We start from the raw sequence: 24,020 nt of genomic DNA, 5'->3' as shown, positions 1-24,020 counted from the left end.
CCGCGATCGGTGTGCTCCGGCGCGCCCTGCGACCACGCCTGCCCACACTTTCGGAGGTACCCCCATGTCCCGTCGCGATGGCGACACCCTTCCCCTGACAGCGGCCCAGCGCGAGATCTGGCTCGCCGAACAGCGGTCCCGGAACCCGATCCCGGGCTACCGCGTCGGTGAGTGCCTGGAGATCCACGGGCCGGTGGACCGGGAGCTGTTCGAGACCGCGGTGCGCCGGGTGGTCGACGAGGTCGACGCCCTGCACGTGAGCTTCCTCGACGACGGCGAGGGCCCGCGCCAGGTCCTCCGGGAGAGTTGGGACTGGGCGCCGGCGCACCTCGACCTCAGCGGGGAGCCCGACCCCCGTGCGGCGGCCCGGGAGTGGATGGAACGTGACCTGCTGCGCCCGCTGGACCTCTCCCGCGACCCGCTGTTCGGGCACGCGCTGATCCGGCTGTCACCGACCGAGTACCTCTGGTACCTGAACTACCACCACGTGGTGCTGGACGCGCTGAGCAGCTCGCTGGTCCGGCAGCGGGTCGGCGAGGTGTACTCGGCGCTGGCCGGGGGCGGCGCCGAGCCGCCGTGCCCGTTCGGTTCCCTGCGGGACCTGGTCGACAGCGACGCCGCCTACCGCTCGTCCGCGGACTTCGCCGCCGACCGCGCCTACTGGACGGAGCGGTTCGCGGACCGGCCCGCCCCCACCCGGCTCACCGGCGCCTCCCCGACCGACCCCAACCTCGCCCTCCGGCTGGCCGAGGAACGGGAACTGCGGCGCCCGGACGCCCTGCGGGCGGCGGCCGGCCGGGTCGGCGTCCGGTGGTCCCGGCTGCTGATCGCGGCGACGGCGCTCTACGCTCACCGGCTGACCGGCGCCCAGGACGTGGTGCTCGCCCTGCCCGTCACCGCCCGCCGGGGCGCCGACCGCGACCTGATGGCCGTGCCCGGCACGATGTCCAACGTGGTGCCGCTGCGGATGACGGTGCGGCCGGACATGTCGTGGCGCGAGCTCGTCGCCCAGACGGCACGGGAGGTCGAGGCGGCCGTCGCGCACGAGCGCTACCGCAGTGAGGACCTGCTGCGCGACCTCGGTGCGCCCGGCGGCATCGGGACGGCGTTCCCGCTGATCGTCAACATCATGGCCTTCAACTCCAGGCCGAGCTTCGCCGGGCACCCCGCCTCCGTGCACCACTTCGTGTCGGGCTCGACCACCGACCTGGCGGTCTGGGTGTTCGACTACCGGGACGGCAACCCCCCGCTCCTCAGGCTCCACGGCGCACCGGAGGCGTACGGCGACGACGACCTCGCCGCGCACCGGCAGCGGCTGCTCCTGCTGCTCGACACCCTCGCGGACTGCGACCCGGACGACCTGGTGGGCCGGATCGAGCTGCTCACGGCCGAGGAACACGGCGAGCTGGCGGCCGTCGGCAGCGGGCCGGCGGCGGCGGTCCCGGCCGCGAGCCTGCCGGAGCTGTTCCGGGAGCACGTGCGGGCGACCCCGGACGTCGTCGCGCTGGTCTGCGGGGACGTCTCGCTGACGTACGCGGAGCTGGACGCGCGCGCGAACCGGCTGGCGCACGCCCTGATCGCCCGCGGCGCCGGACCGGAGCGGCTGGTGGCGGTGGCGCTGCCGCGCTCGGCCGAGCTGGTGGTGGCGATCCTCGCGGTGCTGAAGACCGGCGCGGCGTACGTCCCGGTCGACCCGGAGTACCCGGCCGCCCGGATCGGGTACCTGCTCGACGACGCGCGGCCGACGCTGCTGGTGACCGACGCCCGCAGCGGCGAGCGGCTGCCCGAGGCGGGCTCCGTCGACCGGCTGGTGCTTGACACCGCCGACCTGGACGCGCTGCCGGATACGGACCCGAGGGTGGCCGTCGATCCGGCACACCCGGCGTACGTCATCTACACCTCCGGCTCCACCGGGCGGCCCAAGGGCGTGCTGCCGACGTACGGCGGCCTGCTGAACCTGCTCACCGACCACCGGCAGGCCATGTTCCGGCCGGTGCTCGACGGACGGCAGCGGCTGCGGGTCGCGCTGACCACGTCGGTGTCCTTCGACGCCTCCCTGAACCAGCTGCTCGCCCTGTTCGGGGGCCACGAGCTGCACGTTCTGGACCACGCGACCTGGACCGACCCGGACGCCTTCGTCGGCTACGCCGCGCGCTGCGGGCTCGACTACATCGAGGCCACCCCGTCCTACCTCCGGGTCCTGGTCACGCACGGGCTGTTGAGCGATCCGCAGTGGCGGCCGACGCTGGTCGCGGCGGGCGGCGAGGCCGTCCCCGAGCAGCTCTGGGCGGACCTGCGGGAGGCCGGAGGGGTTCGCGGACTCAACCTCTACGGGCCGTCCGAGTGCACGGTCAACTCGGTGGTCGCGCCGGTGGGTTCGAGCCCGCGCCCGGTCATCGGCCGACCCGTCACCAACGCCCGGCTGCACGTGCTCGACGGCGCCCTGCGGCCGCTGCCGACCGGCGTGCCGGGTGAGTTGTACATCGCGGGCGCGGGACTGGCCCGGGGCTACCTGAACCGGCCGGTGCTGACGGCCGGGCGCTTCGTGGCGGACCCCTTCGGGCCGTCCGGATCGCGGATGTACCGCACCGGGGACCTGGTGTGCTGGAACCCGGACGGGAACCTGGAGTTCCTCGGCCGGACCGACGACCAGGTCAAGGTTCGCGGCTTCCGGGTCGAGCTCGGCGAGGTCGAGGCCGTGCTCGCCGAACACCCCCAGGTCGCCCGGGCCGCCGTGACGGTGCGCAACGAGGAGGAACCCCGGCTGGTCGCCTACGCCGTTCCCGCGGCGGGGCAGGTCGTCCAGCCGGACGACCTGCGGGCCCGGCTGCGCGAGCGGCTGCCGGAGTACATGGTGCCGTCGGCGTTCGTGGTCCTGGACGCACTGCCGCTGACGCCGAACGGCAAGCTCGACCGGCGGGCCCTCCCCGCGCCCGAGTCACAGCCCGCCACGCCGGGCCGCGCCCCGCGCACCGCGACCGAGCACCTGCTCGTCGGGCTGTTCGCCGAGGTCCTCGGGGTGTCCGAGCCCGGCTTGGACGACAGCTTCTTCGACCTCGGCGGGCACTCGCTGCTGGCCACCCGGCTGGTCGCTCGGGCGCGGACGATCCTCGGCGTGGAACTGCGGCTGGGCGACCTGTTCGACGCGCCGACGGTGGCGGAGCTGGCGGCGGCGGTGGACGCCGCCGGCCGGGCACGGCCGGCCCTGGGACGGCGGGAGCGGCCGGGGACGGTCCCGCTGTCCTTCGCGCAGCGCCGGCTCTGGTTCCTGCACCGCATGGAGGGCCCGAGCGCCACGTACAACATCCCGCTGACGCTGCGGCTGTCCGGAGAGCTGGACCAGCGGGCCCTGGCGGCCGCCCTCGCGGACCTGGTCGAGCGGCACGAGAGCCTGCGCACGGTGTTTCCGGCGGTCGACGGCGTGCCGTACCAGCGGGTGCTGGACCCCGACGCGGCCCGGCCGCGGCTGCGGATGACCGAGGTCGGCGAGCGTGACCTGCCGGACCGGCTGGCCGAGGCGGCCCGGCGCGCATTCGACCTCGCCGCGGAGCCGCCGCTGCACGCCGAACTGTTCCGGCTGGGACGGGAGGAGCACGTGCTCCTCCTGGTGGTGCACCACATCGCCGGTGACGGCTGGTCGACGGGGCCGCTCTCGCAGGACCTGACGACCGCCTACGCGGCCCGCGCCGAGGGCGCGAAGCCGGAGTGGGCGCCGCTGACCGTCCAGTACGCCGACTACGCCCTGTGGCAGCGGGACCTGCTCGGCGACGGCTCGGACCCGGACAGCCTGCTGAACGGCCAACTCGCCTACTGGCGCGCGCAGCTGGCGGACCTGCCCGAGCAGGTGGAGCTGCCGTTCGACCGGCCCCGGCCGACGGCGATGTCCTACCGGGGCGCCCAGCTGCCGGTGCGGATCGACGCCGAGCTGCACCAGGGCCTGCGCGCGCTCGCCCGGGACGGCGGGGCCAGCCTGTTCATGGTGCTCCAGGCCGGGCTGGCCGCGCTGCTGGGCAAGCTCGGCGCCGGTACCGATGTCCCGATCGGAACGCCGATCGCCGGACGCACCGACGAGGCGCTGGACGACCTGGTCGGCTTCTTCGTCAACACCCTGGTGCTGCGCACCGACCTGTCGGGCGACCCGTCCTTCACCGAACTGCTCGGCCGGGTGCGCGCCGACGCGCTCGCCGCGTACGCGCACCAGGACGTGCCGTTCGAGCAGCTGGTGGAGGCACTGAACCCGTCCCGGACGCTGGCGCACCACCCGCTGTTCCAGACCATGCTCGCCCTGCAGAACGCTCCGCTCGGCGCGTTCGAGCTGCCGGGGCTGCGGGTGGCGACCGATCTGGTCCAGACCGGGACGGCCAAGTGCGACCTGACCTTCGTCCTGGCCGAACAGCCCGACGGCCTCTCGGGCGTCCTGGAGTACAGCACCGACCTGTTCGACGGGGCCACCGCCGCCGGGATCGTCGAGCGGTGGCTGCGACTGCTGCGGGCCGTGGCCGCCGACCCCGGCCGGCGGATCGGCCGGGTGGACGTGCTGTCCGCCGACGAGCTGAGCGCGCTGCTCCCGGACGGCGGAGGCCTCGGCGCGCAGGCGCCGGAGAGCAGCATCACCGCGCTGTTCGAGCGGCAGGTCCGGGCGAACCCGGCCGCCGTCGCCCTCAAGGACGGCGAAGTCGCCCTGACCTACGGCGAGTTGAACGCCCGGGCCAACCGGCTCGCGCACGCCCTGATCGGCCGGGGCGTGGGGCCGGAGCGGCTGGTGGCGGTGGCGCTGCCGCGCTCGGCCGAGCTGGTGGTCGCGATCCTCGCGGTGCTCAAGGCCGGCGCCGCGTACGTGCCGGTGGACCCGGAGTACCCCGCGGCCCGGATCTCCTACCTGCTCCAGGACGCCCGGCCCGCGCTGCTCGTGACGACCGGCCGGACCGGCGACCTGCCCGGAGCGGACGGCGTGGACCGGCTGCTGCTGGACACCGCCGACCTGGACGGACAGCCGGACACCGACCCGGAGGTCGCGGTCGACCCCGCCCACCCCGCCTACGTCATCCACACCTCCGGCTCCACCGGCGACCCCAAGGGCGTCGTGGTCCCGCACCGGAACGTGGTGCGGCTGTTCGACACCACCCGGGAACTGTTCGGCTTCTCCGCCGAGGACGTCTGGACGCTCTTCCACTCCTACGCCTTCGACTTCTCGGTGTGGGAGCTGTGGGGCGCGCTGTTGCACGGCGGCCGGCTGGTGGTCGTGGACCACGAGACCAGCCGCTCGCCCGGCCGCTTCCTGGAACTGCTCGCCCGCGAGCGGGTGACCGTGCTCAACCAGACGCCGTCCGCCTTCCACCAGCTGATCCAGGCGGACGCCGAGGCGCCCGGGACCGGCCGTGAACTCGCCCTGCGCACGGTGGTGTTCGGCGGCGAGGCGCTGGAGCCCGCCCGCCTCGCGAGCTGGTACGAGCGGCACCCGGACGACGCGCCGCGGCTGGTCAACATGTACGGCATCACCGAGACCACGGTGCACGTCACCCACGCGGCACTCGACCGGTCCGGTACCCCGGCCGGCCAGATCGGCACGGCGATCCCGGACCTGCGGGCGTACGTGCTCGACGGCGGCCTGTGCCCGGTCGCCCCGGGCGTGCCCGGCGAGCTGTACGTCGCGGGCGCGGGCCTGGCGCGCGGCTACCTGAACCGGCCGGGTCTGACGTCCGGGCGGTTCGTGGCCGACCCGTTCGGGCCGGCCGGCTCCCGGATGTACCGCAGCGGCGACGTGGTGCGCCGGGCGGCGGACGGCAGCCTGCGCTACGTCGGCCGGGCCGACCAGCAGGTGAAGGTGCGCGGCTTCCGGATCGAGCTCGGCGAGATCGAGGCGGCCCTCGCCGCGCACCCCGGCGTCGCCCAGGTCGCCGTGCTGGCCCGGCAGGACCGCGCCGATGACACCCGGCTGGTCGCCTACCTGGTGCCCGCCACCGGCACCGCACCGCGCGCGGCCGACCTGCGCGCGCACCTGGCCGGGCGGCTGCCCGAGCACATGCTGCCGTCGGCCTTCGTGGTGCTGGACGCGCTGCCGCTGACCGCCAACGGCAAGCTGGACCGCCGGGCCCTGCCCGCTCCCGACCTCGCCACCGCGGGCACCGGCCGCGCGCCGCGTACCCCGCAGGAGCAGGTCCTGTGCGAGCTGTTCGCCGAGGTCCTCGGCGCGACCTCGGTCGGCGTCGAGGACGGCTTCTTCGACCTGGGCGGGCACTCGCTGCTGGCGACCCGCCTGGCCGCCCGGATCCGTGCCACGCTCGGCGTGGAGATGCCGCTGCGGACCCTGTTCGAGGCGCCGACCCCGGCCGGCCTGGCCGCCGCCCTGGCGGCGGCCGGACCGGCTCAGGCCGCCCTGGTACGGCGCGAGCGCCCCGAGCTGATCCCGCTGTCGTTCGCGCAGCGGCGGCTGTGGTTCCTGCACCAGCTGGAGGGCGCTGGCGCCAACTACCACATCTCCCTGGCCTGGCGGCTGTCCGGGGCCCTGGACCGGCGGGCCCTGGAGGCCGCCCTGGCGGACGTGGTCGGGCGACACGAGAGCCTGCGCACCGTCTTCCCGGCGGTGGACGGCGTGCCGCACCAGCAGGTGCTGGACGTCGTGGCGGGCCGCCCGCGGCTGCTCGTGAGCCGGACCACCGAGGCCGAGCTGCCCGCCCTGATGGCGGCGGCGAAGGACCGGCCGTTCGACCTGGCGGGCGATGCGCCGCTGCGGGTCGACCTGTTCGAGCTGGCGCCGGACGAGCACGTGCTCCAGGTGGTGCTCCACCACATCGCGGGTGACGGCTGGTCGCTGGGCCCGCTCACGCGGGACCTGACCGCCGCCTGTGCGGCGCGCTGCCGCGGCGAGGAACCGCAGTGGGAGGAACTGCAGGTCCAGTACGCCGACTACACCCTCTGGCAGCACGAGCTGCTCGGTGGATCCGCCGAGCCGGACAGCCTGCTCGCCCGCCAGGCGGCCTACTGGACACGGCAGTTGGCCGATCTCCCGGAGCGGATCCAGCTGCCCGCCGACCGGCCCCGCCCGGCGGTCGCCTCGCACCGGGGCGGCTTCGTGCACGTCGGACTGGACGCGGAGCTGCACCGCGGTCTGCGCGAGCTCGCCCGGGAACACGGCACCAGTCTGTTCATGGTCCTCCAGGCCGGACTGGCGACACTGCTGAGCAAGCTCGGCGCGGGCGACGACATCCCGGTCGGCAGCCCGGTCGCCGGCCGGACCGACCAGGCACTGGACGAGCTGGTCGGCTACTTCGTCAACACCCTGGTCTTCCGCACCGACACCTCGGGCGATCCGACCTTCGCCGAGCTGCTGGCGCGGGTCCGGGACACCTCGCTGGCCGGGTACGCCCACCAGGACCTGCCGTTCGAGCACCTGGTCGAAGCCCTCAACCCGGCGCGGTCGCTGGCGCACCACCCGCTGTTCCAGGTGATGCTGGCGCTGCAGAACGCGCCCCGGGCCGACTTCGCCCCGCCCGGGCTGCACGTCGACGACATGCCCCTGGCGACGACCACCGCCAAACTCGACCTGATCTTCACCATGTCCGAGCGGCAGGCGCGGGACGGTTCCCCGGAGGGAATCGACGGGATCGTCGAGTACGCCGACGACCTCTACGACCCGGCCACCGTCGAGACGATGTTCGGGCGCCTGGAGCGACTTCTCCGCGCCGCGGTCGCCGACCCGCAGCGGCGGCTGAGCCGGTACGGCCTTCTCTCCGCGGAGGAGCGCGATGAGCTGACGGCACTGGGCACCGGACCGGAGGTGGAGCTTCCGGCCGCGAGCGCGCCGGAGCTGTTCCGGGCACAGGTGCGGGCGACGCCGGACCTGGTGGCCTTGGTGTGCGGTGACGTCTCGCTGACGTACGAGCAGTTGGACGAGCGGGCGAACCGGTTGGCGCACGCCCTGATCGTGCGGGGCGCGGGGCCGGAGAGGCTGGTGGCGGTGGCCCTGCCGAGGTCGGCCGAGCTGGTGGTGGCGATCCTCGCGGTGCTCAAGACCGGGGCGGCCTACGTCCCGGTCGATCCCGAGTACCCGGCCACGCGGATCGGGCACATGATGGACGACGCCGGCCCGGTCCTGATGGTGACCGATGCCCGGACCCGGGACCGGCTGCCGGAGGCCCGCCCGGCCGGGTGGCTGGTGCTCGACGACCCGGCGACAGCCGCGCTGGTGGCCGACTGCCCCGCGACGGACCCCCTGGTGGCCGTCGAACCGAGGCACCCGGCCTACGTGATCTACACCTCCGGCTCCACCGGCCGGCCCAAGGGCGTGGTGTCGACCCACGGCGGCCTGCTCAACCTGTTCGTCAGCCAGCGTCCGCTGCTGTTCCCCCGGGGGACGAAGGAGCGGCTGCGGATCGGGCTGACCACCTCGGTGTCCTTCGACGCCTCTTGCGACCAGCTGTCCAGCCTGTACGCGGGCCACGAGCTGCACGTCCTGGACGAGGCGACCTGGTCCGACCCGGACGCCTTCGTCGACTACGTCAAGCGCGCCGGCCTGGACTACGTCAACGCCACCCCGTCCTATCTGCAAGTGCTCGTCGGACGGGGGCTCCTGGACGACCCGGGGCGCCGTCCCGCGGTGGTCTCGATGGGCGGGGAGGCCGTTCCGGACCAGCTGTGGGAGCGGCTGCGGGCCGTCGACCGCGTGTCCTGCCTGAACTACTACGGGCCGTCCGAATGCACGGTGGACGCCGTCGTCGCACCGCTGGAATCGAGTCCGCGCCCGGTGATCGGCCGGCCGCTCGGGGGTATCCGGCTGTACGTCCTCGACAGCACGCTGCAGCCCGTGCCCGCGGGCGTGGCGGGTGAGCTGTACCTCGCCGGCGCGGGCCTGGCCCGCGGCTACCTGAACCGGCCGGCGCTCACCGCGGCACGGTTCGTGGCGGACCCGTTCGGTCCGCGCGGTGCGCAGATGTACCGCACCGGCGACCTGGTGCGCTGGGGCGCCGACCGGAACCTGGAGTTCCTCGGCCGGACCGACGACCAGGTCAAGGTGCGCGGCTTCCGGATCGAACTCGGCGAGATCGAGGCGGCATTGGCGGAACATCCGCAGGTCGCCCAGGTCGCGGTGACCGTCCGGGAGGACCGCGCAGGGGACGTGCGGCTGGTCGCCTACCCGGTGGCCGTCGCCGGGGCGGAACTCCGGCCGGACGAGCTGCGGGCCCACCTGCGCGAGCGACTGCCGGACTACATGGTCCCGGCTGCCTTCGTGCCCCTGGGGAGCCTGCCGCTGACCGCCACCGGCAAGCTGGACCGGCGCGCGCTGCCCGCACCCGTCCACACCGCGCCGAGGACCGGCAGGGCCCCGCGCACACTGGAGGAACACGTCCTCGCAGAGGTGTTCGCCGAGGTGCTGGGCGTGGCCGAGGTCGGGGTCGACGACGACTTCTTCGAGCTCGGCGGACACTCGCTGCTGGCGACTCGGCTGGTGGCCCGGGCGCGTGCCACCCTGGGCGTCGAACTGGAACTGCGCAGCCTGTTCGAGACGCCGACGGTGGCCGGGCTGGCCGCCGGACTCGGCCGAGCCGGCCAGGCGCGGCTCGCGCTGCGCCACGTTGACCGGCCCGACCGGGTCCCGCTGTCCTTCGCGCAGCGCCGGCTGTGGTTCCTGGACCAGTTGGAGGGCGCCGGTTCGGTCTACAACATGCCGCTGGCGTGGCGGCTCTCCGGCCCGCTGGACCGGGCGGCCCTGGAGGAGGCGCTGGCTGACGTCGTCAACCGGCACGAGAGCCTGCGCACGGTCTACCCGCAGGTCGACGGGGTGCCGTACCAGGACGTGCTGGACGCGCGGACGGTCCGGCCGCGGCTGCCGGTCACCAGGACCGGCGGGACGGACCTGCCGGAGCTGCTGGTGGCGGCCGCGGCGCGCGGATTCGACCTCGCCACCGAACCACCCCTGCGTGCCGAGCTGTTCGAGACGGCACCGGACGAGCACGTGCTGCTGGTGGTGGTCCACCACATCGCCGGTGACGGCTGGTCGCTGGGCCCGTTGTCGACCGACCTGGCCACCGCGTACGCGGCGCGCTGCCGGGGCGAGGAACCGCAGTGGGCGCCGCTGCCCGTCCAGTACGCCGACTACACCCTGTGGCACCACCAGCTGCTTGGCGACGCGGCCGACCAGGACAGCCTGTTCGCCCGCCAGACGGCCTACTGGACACGGACGCTGGCGGACCTGCCCGAGCAGATCCGGCTTCCCGTCGACCGCCACCGCCCCTCCGCACCCTCATATGCCGGCGGCCACCTCGCGATCGACCTGGACGCGGAACTGCACGGCGCACTGGTGCGCCTGGGCCGGGAGCACGGGGCCAGCGTCTACATGGTGCTGCAGGCCGCGCTGGCGGCGGTGCTGGACAAGCTCGGCGCGGGCGACGACATCCCGGTCGGCAGCCTGATCGCCGGCCGGACGGACCAGGCGCTGGACGACCTCGTCGGCTTCTTCGTCAACACCCTGGTGCTGCGGACCGACACCTCGGGCGACCCGTCGTTCGCCGAGCTGCTGGGCCGGGTCCGGGAGGACGCGCTCGGCGCGTACGCCCACCAGGACCTGCCGTTCGAGCACGTCGTCGAGGCCCTCAACCCGTCCCGGTCGCTCGCCCGTCAGCCGCTGTTCCAGGTGCTGCTCGCGCTGCAGAACGTGCCCCGCACGGAGTTCGAGCTGAGCGGTCTGGGCGCCGAGATCCTCCTGGTCCGCACGCCCACGGCGATGTTCGACCTCGGCTTCCACCTGCTGGAGCGCGGCGGCACCGGCGGGCCGGCCGAGGGCATCGTCGGGCGGGTCGAGTACAGCACCGACCTGTTCGAGCACACCACGGTGGAGGCGCTGGTCGCCCGGTGGCTGCGCCTGCTGGCGGCGGTGGTCGCCGAGCCGGACCGGCGGCTGAGCCGGATCGACGTCCTCACCGCCGAGGAGCGGCACGAGCTGCTGGTGGCGCGCAACGACACCGCCCGACCGGTTCCCGCCGACGGCCTGCCGGCCCTCTTCGAGGCGCAGGTCCGGGCGACCCCGCAGGCCCCGGCGGTGGTGTTCGAGGACACCGTGCTGACGTACCGCGAGCTGAACCGCCGGGCCAACCGCCTGGCGCACGCGCTGATCGCGCGCGGGGTGGGGCCGGAGCAGGTCGTCGCCCTGCGGCTGCCGCGCTCCGCCGAGCTGGTGGTCGCCGTCCTCGCCGTGCTCAAGACGGGCGCGGCGTACCTGCCGGTCGACCCGGACTACCCGGCCGCCCGCATCGCGTACATGCTGGAGGACGCCCGGCCGGTCGTCGTCCTGGACGACCTCGCGGCCGTCACCCCGGCAGAGGAGCGGCCGGAGCACGACCCGGCCGTCGCCGTGGACGCGCGGCACCCGGCCTACGTCATCTACACCTCCGGCTCCACCGGCCGGCCCAAGGCCGTGGTGATGCCCGCCGCAGGGCTGCTGAACCTGCTGGCGTGGCACCACGAGGCCGTCGGCGGCGAACCCGGCACCCGCACCGCGCAGTTCACCGCGATCAGCTTCGACGTCTCGGTGCAGGAGGTGCTCTCCGCGCTGCTGTACGGCAAGACCCTGGTCGTGCCGACCGAGGAGCAGCGCCGCAGCGCCGAACTGTTCGCGCACTGGCTCGACCGGCACCGGGTCGCCGAGCTGTTCGCACCCAACCTGGTGGTCGAGGCGCTGGCCGAGGCCGCCGAGGAGGCCGGGCTGGAGCTGCCGAGTCTGCGGCTGGTCGCGCAGGCCGGCGAGGCGATGCGGCTCGGCGGCGCGGTGCGCCGCTTCCAGGCCCGTCGCCCGGGCCGGACGCTGCACAACCACTACGGGCCTGCCGAGACCCATGTGATCACCGCTTTCCCGCTGCCGGCCGACCCCGCCGACTGCCCGCTTCCGGTGCCGATCGGCCGTCCGATCGACAACTGCCGGGCGTACGTGCTGGATCCGGCCCTGCGGCCGGTCGCCCCCGGCGTGACGGGTGAGCTGTACCTGGCCGGGGCGGGGCTGGCCCGCGGCTACCTGAACCGGCCCGGGCTCACCGCCACGCGGTTCGTCGCGAACCCGTACGGCCCGGCGGGCGCGCTGATGTACCGCACCGGTGACCTGGTCAGGTGGTCGGCCGACGGCGAGCTGGAGTTCGCGGGCCGGGTGGACCACCAGGTGAAGGTGCGCGGCTTCCGGGTCGAGCCCGGCGAGATCGAGGCGGAGCTGGCCGCGCACCCGGGCGTGGCCCAGGTCGCGGTGATCGCCCGCGAGGACCGGCCGGGCGAGACCCGGATCGTCGCGTACGCGGTGGCCTCGACGCAGGACCCGGCCACCGCGGCGGCACTGGCGGCGTACCTGCGCGAGCGGCTGCCGGAGCACCTGGTGCCGTCGGCCTTCGTGCTCCTGGACGCACTGCCGCTGACGCCGAACGGGAAGCTGGACCGCGCGGCGCTGCCCGCCCCCGACCTCGGCCCGGCCGGAGCCGGGCGCGCGCCGCGCACCCCGCAGGAGCAGATCCTGTGCGAGTTGTTCGCCGAGGTCCTGGGCGTGCCGCGGGTCGGGGTCGACGACGACTTCTTCGACCTGGGCGGGCACTCCTTGCTCGCCACCCGCCTGATGTCGCGGGTCCGGGCGACCCTCGGCGTCGAGCTGGAGCTGCGCAGCCTGTTCCGGACGCCGACGCCCGCCGGGCTCGCGGCCGGGCTGCACGGCGCGGGCACCGCGCGGCAGGCCCTGGTGCCCCGGCCGCGCCGTGAGCCGATGCCGCTGTCGTTCGCCCAGCGCCGGCTCTGGTTCCTCCAGCAGTTCGGCGCACCGAGTGCCACCTACCACCTGCCGCTGGCCCTGCGGCTGTCCGGCCGCCTCGACCGGGCCGCCCTGGGCGCCGCGCTGGTGGACGTGGTGGCCCGGCACGAGACCCTGCGTACGGTCTTCCCGCACACCGGCGGAGTCCCGCACCAGCGGGTGCTGGAGGCCGCCGAGGCCGTCGTCCCGTTGACGGCGCGCGCGGCCGGCGAGGCGGAGCTGCCGGCCCTGCTGCGCGAGGCGGCGGTGCGCGGCTTCGACCTGACCTCGGACGTGCCGCTGCGGGCCGAGCTGTTCGCGGTGGCGCCGGACGAGCACGTGCTGCTGCTGGTGATGCACCACATCGCCGGCGACGGCTGGTCGATGGACCCGCTGGCCCACGACCTCGCCACCGCCTACGCCACCCGGCAGGGCGGCGGGACACCCGCGTGGCCGCCGCTGCCGGTGACCTACGGCGACTACACCCTGTGGCAGCGCGAGATCCTCGGCGACGAGCACGACGCGGGCAGCGTGTTCGCCCGCCAGATCGGCTACTGGACCGAGGCGCTGGCCGGGCTGCCCGACCAGCTGCAACTGCCCGCCGACCGGCCGCGCCCGGCCGCCATGTCGTACGGCGGCGACCTGCTGGACATCCGGATCGACGCCGAACTGCACGCCGCCCTGGTGGAGTTGGCGCGGCGATCGGGTGCGACGCTGTTCATGGTGCTGCAGGCGGCGCTCGCCGCGCTGTACACGCGGTTGGGCGCGGGGACGGACATCGCGATCGGGAGCCCGATCGCGGGGCGTACGGACGAGGCGCTGGACGACCTCGTCGGGTTCTTCGTCAACACGCTGGTGCTGCGCACGGACACCGGCGGTGATCCGTCGTTCGCCGAGCTGGTGGGGCGGGTGCGGGAGGCGGCGCTGGAGGCGTTCGGGCACCAGGACGTGCCGTTCGAGCACCTGGTGGAGGCACTGAACCCGTCCCGGTCGCTGTCGTACCACCCGCTGTTCCAGACCGGGCTGGTCGTGCAGAACGCGCCGGGCGGCGACTTCGAACTCCCCGGCCTCCGGGTCTCCGGAGTGGCGGTGCCCACCGGGACTTCGCGGCTCGACCTGACCTTCGGCCTCGCGGAGGAGTACGGGCCCGGCGGTGCGCCGGCCGGGCTCAGCGGCGCGGTCGAGTACAGCACCGACCTGTTCGACCGCGCGACGGTCGAGACGTTGGTCGCCCGCTGGACCAGGTTGCTGGCCGCGGTCGCCGCGGCTCCGGACCGGCGGATCGGCGGGATCGACCTGCTGTCCGCCGAGGAGAGCGGTGACCTGCTCCCCGCCGTGGAGGAAGGGGAGGCCGCGGCGAGCCTGCCGGCGCTGTTCGCGGCGCGGGTGGCGGCGGCACCGGACGCGGTCGCGCTGGTCTCCGGCGGTACCGAACTGACGTATCGTCAGTTGGACTCCCGGGCGAACCGGTTCGCGCATGCCCTGATCGCCCGGGGTGTGGGTGCGGAGCAGCTGGTGGCGGTGGCGCTGCCGCGGTCGGTGGAGTCGGTGGTGGCCGTCCTGGGCGTGCTGAAGGCCGGGGCGGCGTACCTGCCGGTGGATCCGACGTACCCGAAGGCGCGGATCGCGTTGATGCTGGAGGACGCCCGTCCGGCGCTGGTGGTCGACGATCCGGCCCTGGTGGCCGAGGGCGACTGGCCGGACACCGATCCGGTGGTCGTGCCCGACGTCCGGCACCCGGCGTACGTGATCTACACCTCGGGCTCGACCGGCCGCCCCAAGGGCGTGGTGGTGAGCCACAGCGGCGTGTCGGGCCTGGTGGCGGCGCAGGTCGAGCGGCTCGGCGTGGTGCCCGGCAGCCGGGTGCTCCAGTTCGCCTCGCCCAGCTTCGACGCGTCGTTCTGGGACCTGTGCAGCGCCCTGCTGACCGGCGCCACCCTCGTCCTGGCCCCGGCCGAGGCCCCGCTGGAGGCCCTGACGGACCGCCGGCTCGACGTCACCCATGTGACGCTGCCGCCCTCGGCCCTGGCCGCGCTGGACGGCGCCGACCTCACGGCCACCACCCTGGTGGTGGCGGGCGAGGCCTGCCCGCCGGAGCTGGTGGCGCGGTGGGCGCCCGGGCGCCGGATGGTCAACGCGTACGGTCCGACGGAGACGACGGTGTGCGCGACGATGAGCGCCCCGCTGGCGGCGGGCTCGGGCGTGCCGCCGATCGGCCGTGCGGTCGCCGGCTTCCGGGTGTACGTGCTGGACGAGCGGCTCTGCCTGGTGCCGCCGGGCGTGGCGGGGGAGCTGTACGTCGCGGGGCCGGGGCTGGCGCGCGGCTATCTGGACCGGCCGGGCCTGACGGCGGGGCGGTTCGTCGCCTGCCCGTTCGGGGCGGTCGGCGAGCGGATGTACCGCACCGGGGACGTGGTGCGCCGGCGCGCCGACGGGGAGCTGGAGTACGTCGGCCGCGCCGACGACCAGGTGAAGGTCCGTGGCTTCCGGGTCGAACTCGGCGAGATCGAGGCGGCCCTGGCGGGGCACTCCGCCGTCGCGCAGTCCGCGGTCCTGGCCCAGGACGACCGGCTCGTCGGCTACGTCACGGCTCGTCCGGACACGACCGTCCGTCCGGCGGAGTTGGCGGCGTACCTGCGTGAGCGCCTGCCGGACTACCTGGTGCCGTCGGCGTTCGTGCTGCTGGAGGCGCTGCCGCTGACGCCGAACGGGAAGTTGGACCGGGCCGCGCTGCCCGCGCCCGAGGACGTGACCACGGCTGTGGGACGGGCACCGCGCACCCCGCAGGAGCAGATCCTGTGCGAGCTGTTCGCCGAGGTGCTGGGTCGCCCGCAGGTCGGGGTCGACGACGACTTCTTCGACCTCGGCGGGCACTCGCTGCTCGCCACCCGGCTGGCCGCCAGGGTGCGCTCGGTGCTCGGCGTGGAGCTGGGGCTGCGCGCGCTGTTCCAGGAGCCCACGGTGGCGGGTCTGGCCGGGTCGTTGATGGAGGCCGGCAACGCCCGCCCGGCGCTGACCGCGCGGGAGCGGCCGGAGGCCGTACCGCTGTCCTTCGCCCAGCGTCGGCTCTGGTTCCTGCACCGCATGGACGGTGCGGCCGCGACCTACCACATCCCGCTGGCGCTCCAGCTGACCGGGACGCTCGACCGGGCGGCGCTGGACGAGGCGCTGGCCGACGTGGTGGCCCGGCACGAGAGCCTGCGGACGGTGTTCCCGGAGGTGGGCGGCGTCCCGTGCCAGCGGGTCCTGGACCCGGCCGAGGCCCGGCCCCGGGCCGGGTTGACCGAGGTCTCGCAGGCCGAGCTGCACCACCGGCTCGCCGAGTTCGCCCGGCGGCCCTTCGACCTGGCGGCGGAGCCGCCGCTGCGGGCGGAGCTGTTCGCGGTGGCGCCGGACGAGCACGTGCTGCTGCTGGTGATGCACCACATCGCCGGTGACGGCTGGTCGACCGGCCCGCTGGCCCGCGACCTGGCCGAGGCGTACGCCGCCCGGAGCGAGGGCCGCGCGCCGAGTCGGTCGAACCTGCCGGTGCAGTACGCCGACTACACGCTCTGGCAGCGCGACCTGCTCGGCGACGCAGCCGACCCGCAGAGCCGGTTCGCCGAGCAGCTCGGCTACTGGAAGCGCCAGCTGTCCGACCTGCCGGAGCTGCTCCGGCTGCCCGCCGACCGGCCGCGGCCGGCCGTCGCGGGCTGGCACGGGGACCACGTCGGCCTGGAGCTGAGCCCCGAACTGCACGCCGCTCTGACCGAGCTGGCGCGGAACACCGGCACCAGTCTGTTCATGGTGCTGCAGGCGGCGCTGGCGGCGCTGTACACGCGGCTGGGTGCGGGGACGGACATCCCGATCGGGAGCCCGATCGCGGGCCGTACCGACGAGGGGTTGGACGACCTGGTCGGGTTCTTCGTGAACACGCTGGTGCTGCGCACCGACACCAGCGGTGATCCGAGCTTCGCCGAACTGCTCGGGCGGGTGCGGGAGACGGCGCTGTCGGCGTACGCCCACCAGGACGTGCCCTTCGAGCACCTGGTGGAGGCGCTGAACCCGTCCCGCTCGCTGTCCCACCACCCCCTGTTCCAGACCATCCTGGCCGTGCAGAACGCCCCGATGGGCCGGTTCTCGCTGCCGGGCCTGGAGGTGGCCACCTACGCGGTGGCCACCGGAACCGCCAAGTTCGACCTCGGGGTGAGCCTCGTCGAGCGGTTCGGCCCCGACGGCAGCCCGGACGGGATCGTCGGCGCGGCGGAGTACGCCACCGACCTGTTCGACCGTTCGACGGTCGAGGCCCTCGTGCGGCGCTGGACGCTCCTGCTGGAGGCGGTCACCGCCGACCCGGACCGGTCGATCGGGGGGATCGACCTCCTCGACTCCGACGAGCGACACCGGCTGCTGGAACGGGGCAACGCGACCGCCCGCGAGGTGGGCGCCGTCCCGGTGCCGCAGGCCTTCGCGGCGCAGGTGGCGGCGACGCCGAACGCGGTCGCCCTCGTCCGCGGCGACGTCGAGTTGACGTACCGGGAGTTGAACGCGCGGGCGAACCGGTTCGCTCACGCGCTGATCGCCCGGGGGGTGGGCCCGGAGCAGCTGGTGGCGGTGGCCCTGCCGCGCTCGGTGGAGGCGGTGGTCGCGGTCCTGGGCGTCCTGAAGGCCGGGGCGGCGTACCTGCCGGTGGATCCGGTGTACCCGCAGGCGCGGATCGACTTCATGCTGGCGGACGCCCGCCCGGCGCTGATGGTCGACGACGCCGCCATGGTGGCCGAGGGCGACTGGCCGGACACCGATCCGGTGGTCGTGCCCGACGTCCGGCACCCGGCGTACGTGATCTACACCTCGGGCTCGACCGGCCGCCCCAAGGGTGTCGTGGTCCCCCACGGCGGTGTCGCGAGCCTGGTCGCCGCCCAGATCGAGCGGTTCGCGATCGAACCCGGCAGCAGGGTGCTCCAGTTCGCCTCGCCCAGCTTCGACGCCTCGGTGTCGGAGATCTACACCGCGCTGCTGCGCGGCGCGGCCCTGGTACTGCCCCCGGCGGCGGACCCGGTGGCCGCGCTGACCGACCCGGGCCTGGCGGCCACCCACGCGACCGTGCCGCCGTCCGTCCTGGCCGCCGTGCCGGAAGGCTCGGTGGCGGTGTCGACACTGGTCGTGGCGGGGGAGGCCTGCCCGCCGGAGCTGGTGGCCCGGTGGGCGCCGGGCCGGCGGATGGTCAACGCGTACGGTCCGACCGAGACGACGGTGTGCGCGACCATGAGCGACCCGCTGTCCCCGGGGGCGGGCGTACCGCCGATCGGTCGGCCGATCGCCAACGCCCGGGTGTACGTGCTGGACGACCGGCTGCGGCCGGTGCCGCCCGGCGTTCCCGGCGAGCTCTACGTCGCGGGCGCGGGTCTGGCCCGCGGTTACCTGAACCGGCCGCGCCTGACGGCCGGACGGTTCGTCGCCTGCCCGTTCGGCCCAGCCGGTGCTCAGATGTACCGCACCGGCGACCTGGTCCGCTGGCTCGGCGACGGGCAGCTGGAGTACGTCGGCCGCGCGGACGACCAGGTGAAGGTGCGCGGCTTCCGGGTCGAGCCCGGCGAGGTCGAGACGGCCCTGGCCGAGCACCCGGCCGTCGCCCGGGCCGCGGTCCTCGCCCAGGACGACCGGCTCATCGGCTACGTCGTCCCCTGCCAGGAGGAGGCCCGCGACAGCGCCCTGGAAGCGGACCACGTGGGCGAGTGGCAGGACATCTACGACGCCCTGCCCATCGCTCCCGAGGACGCCGGCTTCGGCCAGAACTTCGTGGGCTGGAACAGCAGTTACGACGCTAGCCCGATCCCCGTCGAGCAGATGCGGGAGTGGCGGGACGCGACCGTCGCCCGCATCCTGGCCCTGCGCCCCCGCCGGGTGCTGGAGGTCGGCGTCGGCACCGGTCTGCTGCTCTCGCAGATCGCACCGCACTGCGAGACGTACTGGGCGACCGACTTCTCCGCCACCGCGATCGAGGCGCTCACCGCCCAGGTGGCCGGGCAGGAGGACCTGGCCGGGCGCGTGGTGCTGCAGACCCGCCCGGCGCACGACACCGACGGGCTCCCGGCCGGGGAGTTCGACACCATCGTGATCAACTCGGTAGTGCAGTACTTCCCGTCCGCCGAGTACCTCGCCGACGTGATCGGGAAGCTGATGGGGCTGCTGGCCCCCGGCGGCGCGCTCTTCGTCGGCGACGTCCGCAACCTGCGGCTGCTGCGTCCGCTGGCCACCGCCGTCCAGCTCCACCGGGTCGGCGAAGGTGCGGACCTCACGGCGGTGCGCCGCACGGTGGAGCAGGCCCTGCGGGTGGAGAAGGAGCTCCTGGTCGACCCGGACTTCTTCACCGTCCTGCGGGAGCACGGCGCGGACATCGGTGCGGTGGCCGTGGAGGTCAAGCGCGGCCGACACCACAACGAACTGAGCCGCTACCGCTACGACGTGACGCTGCACAAGCCACCGGTCACCCCGGCGGCCACGAGCCGGCCGGTCGAGCTGGAGTGGGGGCGGCAGGTCGCCGGCCTGGCCGAACTGCGCGAGCTGCTCGCCCAGCCGCTCGCGGGCGTGCTGCGGGTCACCGGGGTGCCCAACCGCCGGGTGGCGCGGGAAGCCGCTCTGGCCCGGGCCGTGCAGAACGGGGACGGCTCGCTCGCCGAGCTGCTGGAACGGATGCACGCCCCGGAGGACGGCGGCCTCCCCGATCCGGAGGACTTCCACGCCCTCGGGTCGGAGTTCGGCCGCTCGACGGCCATCACCTGGTCGGCCACCGCGGCGGACGCCGTGGACGTCGTCTTCACCGACCCCCGGGCGCTCCACGGCTCCCCGGTCGAGGCGTACCGGCCGGCCCGGGCCACGGGATCGTCGCTGTCCTCGCTGACCAACCGCCCGACCGGCAACCGGGGCGCCGGCGCCCTCCTGGGCGAACTCCGCGACTGGCTGCGGGACCGGCTGCCCGACTACCTGGTCCCCTCGGCGTTCGTGGCGCTGGAGGCGCTGCCGCTGACGGCCAATGGCAAGCTCGACCGCCGTGCGCTGCCCGCACCGGACCTCGGCCCGGTCGCGGCCGGACGGGCGCCGCGCACCCCGCAGGAGCAGCTCCTCGCCGAGCTGTTCGCCGAGGTGCTCGGCCTGGCCCAGGTCGGCGTCGACGACAGCTTCTTCGACCTGGGCGGGCACTCGCTGCTGGCGACCCGCCTGGCCTCCCGGGTCCGGGCGGTCCTCGGCGCGGAGCTGGAGGTCCGGACGCTGTTCGAGACCCCGACCGTGGCCGGGCTGGCCGCCGGCCTGGAGGGCTCCGGAGCTGTGCGGCCCGCACTGACCGCCCAGGCCCGCCCCGACCGGGTGCCGCTCTCCTTCGCCCAGCGCCGCCTGTGGTTCCTGCACCGGATGGACGGGCCGAGCGCCACCTACAACATGCCGCTCGCGCTCAGCCTGACCGGCGAACTGGACCGCCCGGCCCTGCACGCCGCGCTCGCGGACGTGGTCGCCCGGCACGAGAGCCTGCGGACGGTCTTCCGCGAGATCGACGGCGTGCCGTACCAGGTCGTGCTGAGCGCCGCTCAGGCGCGCCCAGCGCTGCCGGTGATGGAGATCGACGAGAGCGCACTGGCCGAACGGCTGGCGGAGACGGCCCGGCGCGGCTTCGACCTGGCCACGGAGCCGCCCGTCCGGGCGGAGCTGTACGCGCTCGCCCCCGACCGGCACGCGCTGCTGGTCGTGGTGCACCACATCGCCGCCGACGGCTGGTCGATGGGCCCGCTCTCCGGTGACCTCGCCGCGGCCTACGCGGCCCGCTGCCGGGGCGAGGCCCCGCAGTGGTCCCCGCTGCCGGTGCAGTACGCCGACTACAGCGCCTGGCAGCGCGACCTGCTCGGGGACACCGCCGACCCGGACAGCCTGTTCGCCCGGCAACTGGCCTACTGGAAGGACGAGCTGGCCGGCGTCCCGCAACAGCTGCAGCTGCCCGCCGACCGGCCGCGTCCGCCGGTGGCCTCCCAGCGGGGCGACCGGGTCGCGGTCCGGCTGGACGCCGACCTGCACCAGGCCCTGCGGGACCTGGCCGCCGCGCGCGGCGCCAGCATGTTCATGGTGCTCCAGGCCGGACTCGCGGCCCTGCTCACCCGGCTCGGCGCCGGCACGGACATCCCGGTCGGCAGTCCGATCGCCGGCCGTACCGACGAGGCGCTGGACGAGCTCGTCGGCTTCTTCGTCAACACCCTGGTGCTGCGCACCGACACCGGCGGGGACCCCGGCTTCGCCGAACTGCTCGGCCGGGTCCGGCAGAAGGCGCTCAGCGCGTACGACCACCAGGACGTGCCGTTCGAGTACCTGGTCGAGGTGGTCAACCCCGCGCGGTCGCTGGCCCACCACCCGCTGTTCCAGATCATGCTGGCCCTGCAGAACGCGCCGCTCGGCGAGTTCGCGCTGCCGGGGCTGGAGACCGGCCACCTGGAGGCGCAGACCGGGACCGCGCGGGTCGACCTGACCTTCAGCCTGGCCGAGCAGTTCCGCCCGGACGGGGCCCCCGACGGCCTGGTCGGTGCCGTGGAGTACGCCACCGACCTGTTCGACGCGCCCACCGTGGAGCTGCTGTTCGAGCGCCTGGCCCGTCTGCTGCGCGCGGCCGTCGCCGACCCCGACCGGCCGATCAGCCGGATCGACATCATGCCCGTCGAGGAACGCCGCCGACTGCTCGCCGGCTCCAACGGCGCCGCGGCCGAGCTGCCCCGGGCCGCGGTGCCGGAGCTGTTCGCCCGCCAGGTGCGGGCCACCCCGGAGGCGGTCGCGGTCGTGGCCGGCGGCACCGAGCTGACCTACGCGGAGCTCGACCAGCGGGCCGGCCGCCTGGCGCGGGCGCTGATCCGCCAGGGCGTACGGCCGGAGACGCCGGTCGCGGTCATGCTGGACCGCTCGGCGGAGCTGGTCGTGGCGATCCTGGCGATCATCAAGGCCGGCGGCGCCTACGTGCCGCTGGACTCGCGCTTCCCCTCCTCCCGGATCGACCTGATCCTGCGGGAGAGCGGGGCCGCCCTGGTGCTCACCCGGGAGGTGCTCACCGCACTGGTGCAGTCCGAGGCCGCCGATCCGTCCGACGTCGAAGTCCCCTGTGAACCCGGGCAGTTGGCGTACATCATGTACACCTCCGGCTCGACCGGCCGACCGAAGGGCGTGGCCGTCACCCACCGTGACGTGGCGGGCCTCGCGCTCACCCCCGAATGGCGGGGCGGTGGACACGAGCGGGTGCTGATGCACTCCCCGACGGCCTTCGACCTCTCCACCTACGAGCTGTGGGTCCCGCTGCTCAACGGCGGCCGGGTCGTGGTGGCGCCGCCGGAGCAGCTCGACCTCGACCTGCTCCAGCACACGATCACCTCGAACGGGGTGACCGGACTGTGGCTCACGGCCGGACTGTTCCGCCTGGTCGCCGAGGAGCGCCCGGGCCTGCTCGCCGGGGTGCGCGAGGTGTGGACCGGCGGCGACGTGGTCTCCCCGGCCGCCGTCGCCCGGGTGCTGGCGGCCTGCCCCGGCATCGCGGTGGTCAACGGCTACGGGCCCACCGAGGCCACCACCCTGGCCACCTGGCACCCGGTGGGCGACCTCCCCGAACACGCCGCGACCGTGCCGATCGGCCGGCCGATGGCGAACACGCGCGCCTACGTGCTCGACGACCGGCTGCGCCCGATGCCGACCGGCATGGTCGGCGAGCTGTACCTCGCGGGGACGGGCGTGGCCCGCGGCTACCTCGGGCGGGCCGGCCTGACGGCGGAGCGCTTCACCGCCGACCCGTACGGGCCGTCCGGCAGCCGGATGTACCGCACCGGCGACCTCGCGTCGTGGCGGACCGACGGCGCGCTGGACTTCGCCGGACGCGCCGACCACCAGGTCAAGCTGCGCGGCCTGCGGATCGAGCCCGGCGAGATCGAGGCCGTCCTGGCGGGCTGCCCGGGCGTCGTCCAGGCGGCCGTGGTCGCCCGCGAGGACCGGCCGGGCGACAAGCGCCTGGTCGCCTACCTGGTGCCCGCCCCCGAGGGCGCGCCCGAGGCGGCCGAGCTGTCCGGCCGGCTGCGCCGCGACCTGCCCGACTACATGGTGCCGGCGGCGTTCGTCACCCTGGACGCGCTGCCGCTGACCGCCAACGGCAAGCTCGACCGGGCCGCCCTGCCCGCCCCCGAGTACGGGGCCTCGGATGCCGGACGCGGACCCCGGACGCCGCAGGAGCAGCTGCTGTGCGGTCTCGTCGCCGAGGTCCTCGGCCGGGAGCAGGTGAGCATCGACGACAACTTCTTCGACCTGGGCGGGCACTCGCTGCTGGCCGCCCGCCTGGCCTCCCGCGTCCGCGAGACGCTCGGCCTGGAGTTGGGCCTGCGCATGCTGTTCGAGGCGCCGACCGTGGCCGGTCTCACCGAGCGCCTGGTCATGGACAATCCCGACGACGCGTTGGACGTGGTGCTGCCGCTGCGTTCGACCGGGACCGGCACACCGCTGTTCTGCGTCCACCCCGGCGGCGGCATCAGCTGGTCGTACAGCGGACTGCTGAACCACCTCGGCCCGCAGCACCCGGTCTACGCCATCCAGGCACGCGGCCTCGGCCGGCCCGAACCCCTGCCGACGTCCTATGAGGAGATGGCGGCCGACTACGCCGACCAGATCCAGAAGATCCAGCCGGAGGGCCCGTACCTGCTCCTCGGTTGGTCCGCCGGCGGGCTGATCGCCCACGCGCTCGCCTGCGAGCTGCAGTCGCGCGGCGAACGGACCGCACTGCTGGCGATCCTCGACGCCTACCCGGTGAAGGACGTGCAGTTCGCGGAGGTGCCGGTGCCCACCGTGCGCGACGTGCTCGTCGGGGTGCTCGACGTCGACCCGGACGAGCTGGGCGACCAGGAGATCACCTACGCCGAGGTTGCCGAGGTCCTGAACCGGCGGGGCAGCGCGCTGGCCGGCCTGAACGAGCGACAGATCGAGGTGATCGTCGAGATCATGATCAACAACGCCAAGCTGGCGGTCGACTTCGTCCCCGGCAGGTTCGGCGGAGACCTGCTGCTGTTCAACTCCACGATCGACCGGGCCGAGGACAACGCGGGGCCCGCAATCTGGCGCCCGTACGTCGCCGGCCGGATCGAATCCCACGAGATCACCACCCGGCACGACCGGATGACCCAAGCCGGCTCGCTCGCCCAGATCGGGCCGATCCTGGCCGCCAGGATCACCGAGACGACCGGCGACACCGACGGCACCACCACCCTTTCCCACCAGGAGGACTGAC

General features: G+C 74.6%; 1 protein-coding gene. It reads left to right on the top strand.

The annotated features are described in order from the left end of the window. The first annotated feature begins 64 nt into the window (after positions 1–64). On the top strand, positions 65–24,019 hold the full coding sequence (locus AC07AL_RS32205; RefSeq protein WP_478319137.1) for a non-ribosomal peptide synthase/polyketide synthase: 23,955 nt from the start codon (positions 65–67) through the stop codon (positions 24,017–24,019). The last annotated feature ends 1 nt before the right edge of the window (position 24,020 follow it).

It is taken from the genome of Kitasatospora sp. NPDC043949 (assembly GCF_056435365.1).
The sequence above is the reverse complement of the archived record's forward strand: the minus strand, read 5'-3'. Positions and strand labels throughout refer to the sequence as shown.

Coding starts and splice junctions, on each gene's coding strand:
- AC07AL_RS32205 (WP_478319137.1), top strand. CDS start 65: ATGTCCCGTCGCGATGGCGACACCCTTCCCCTGACAGCGGCCCAGCGC.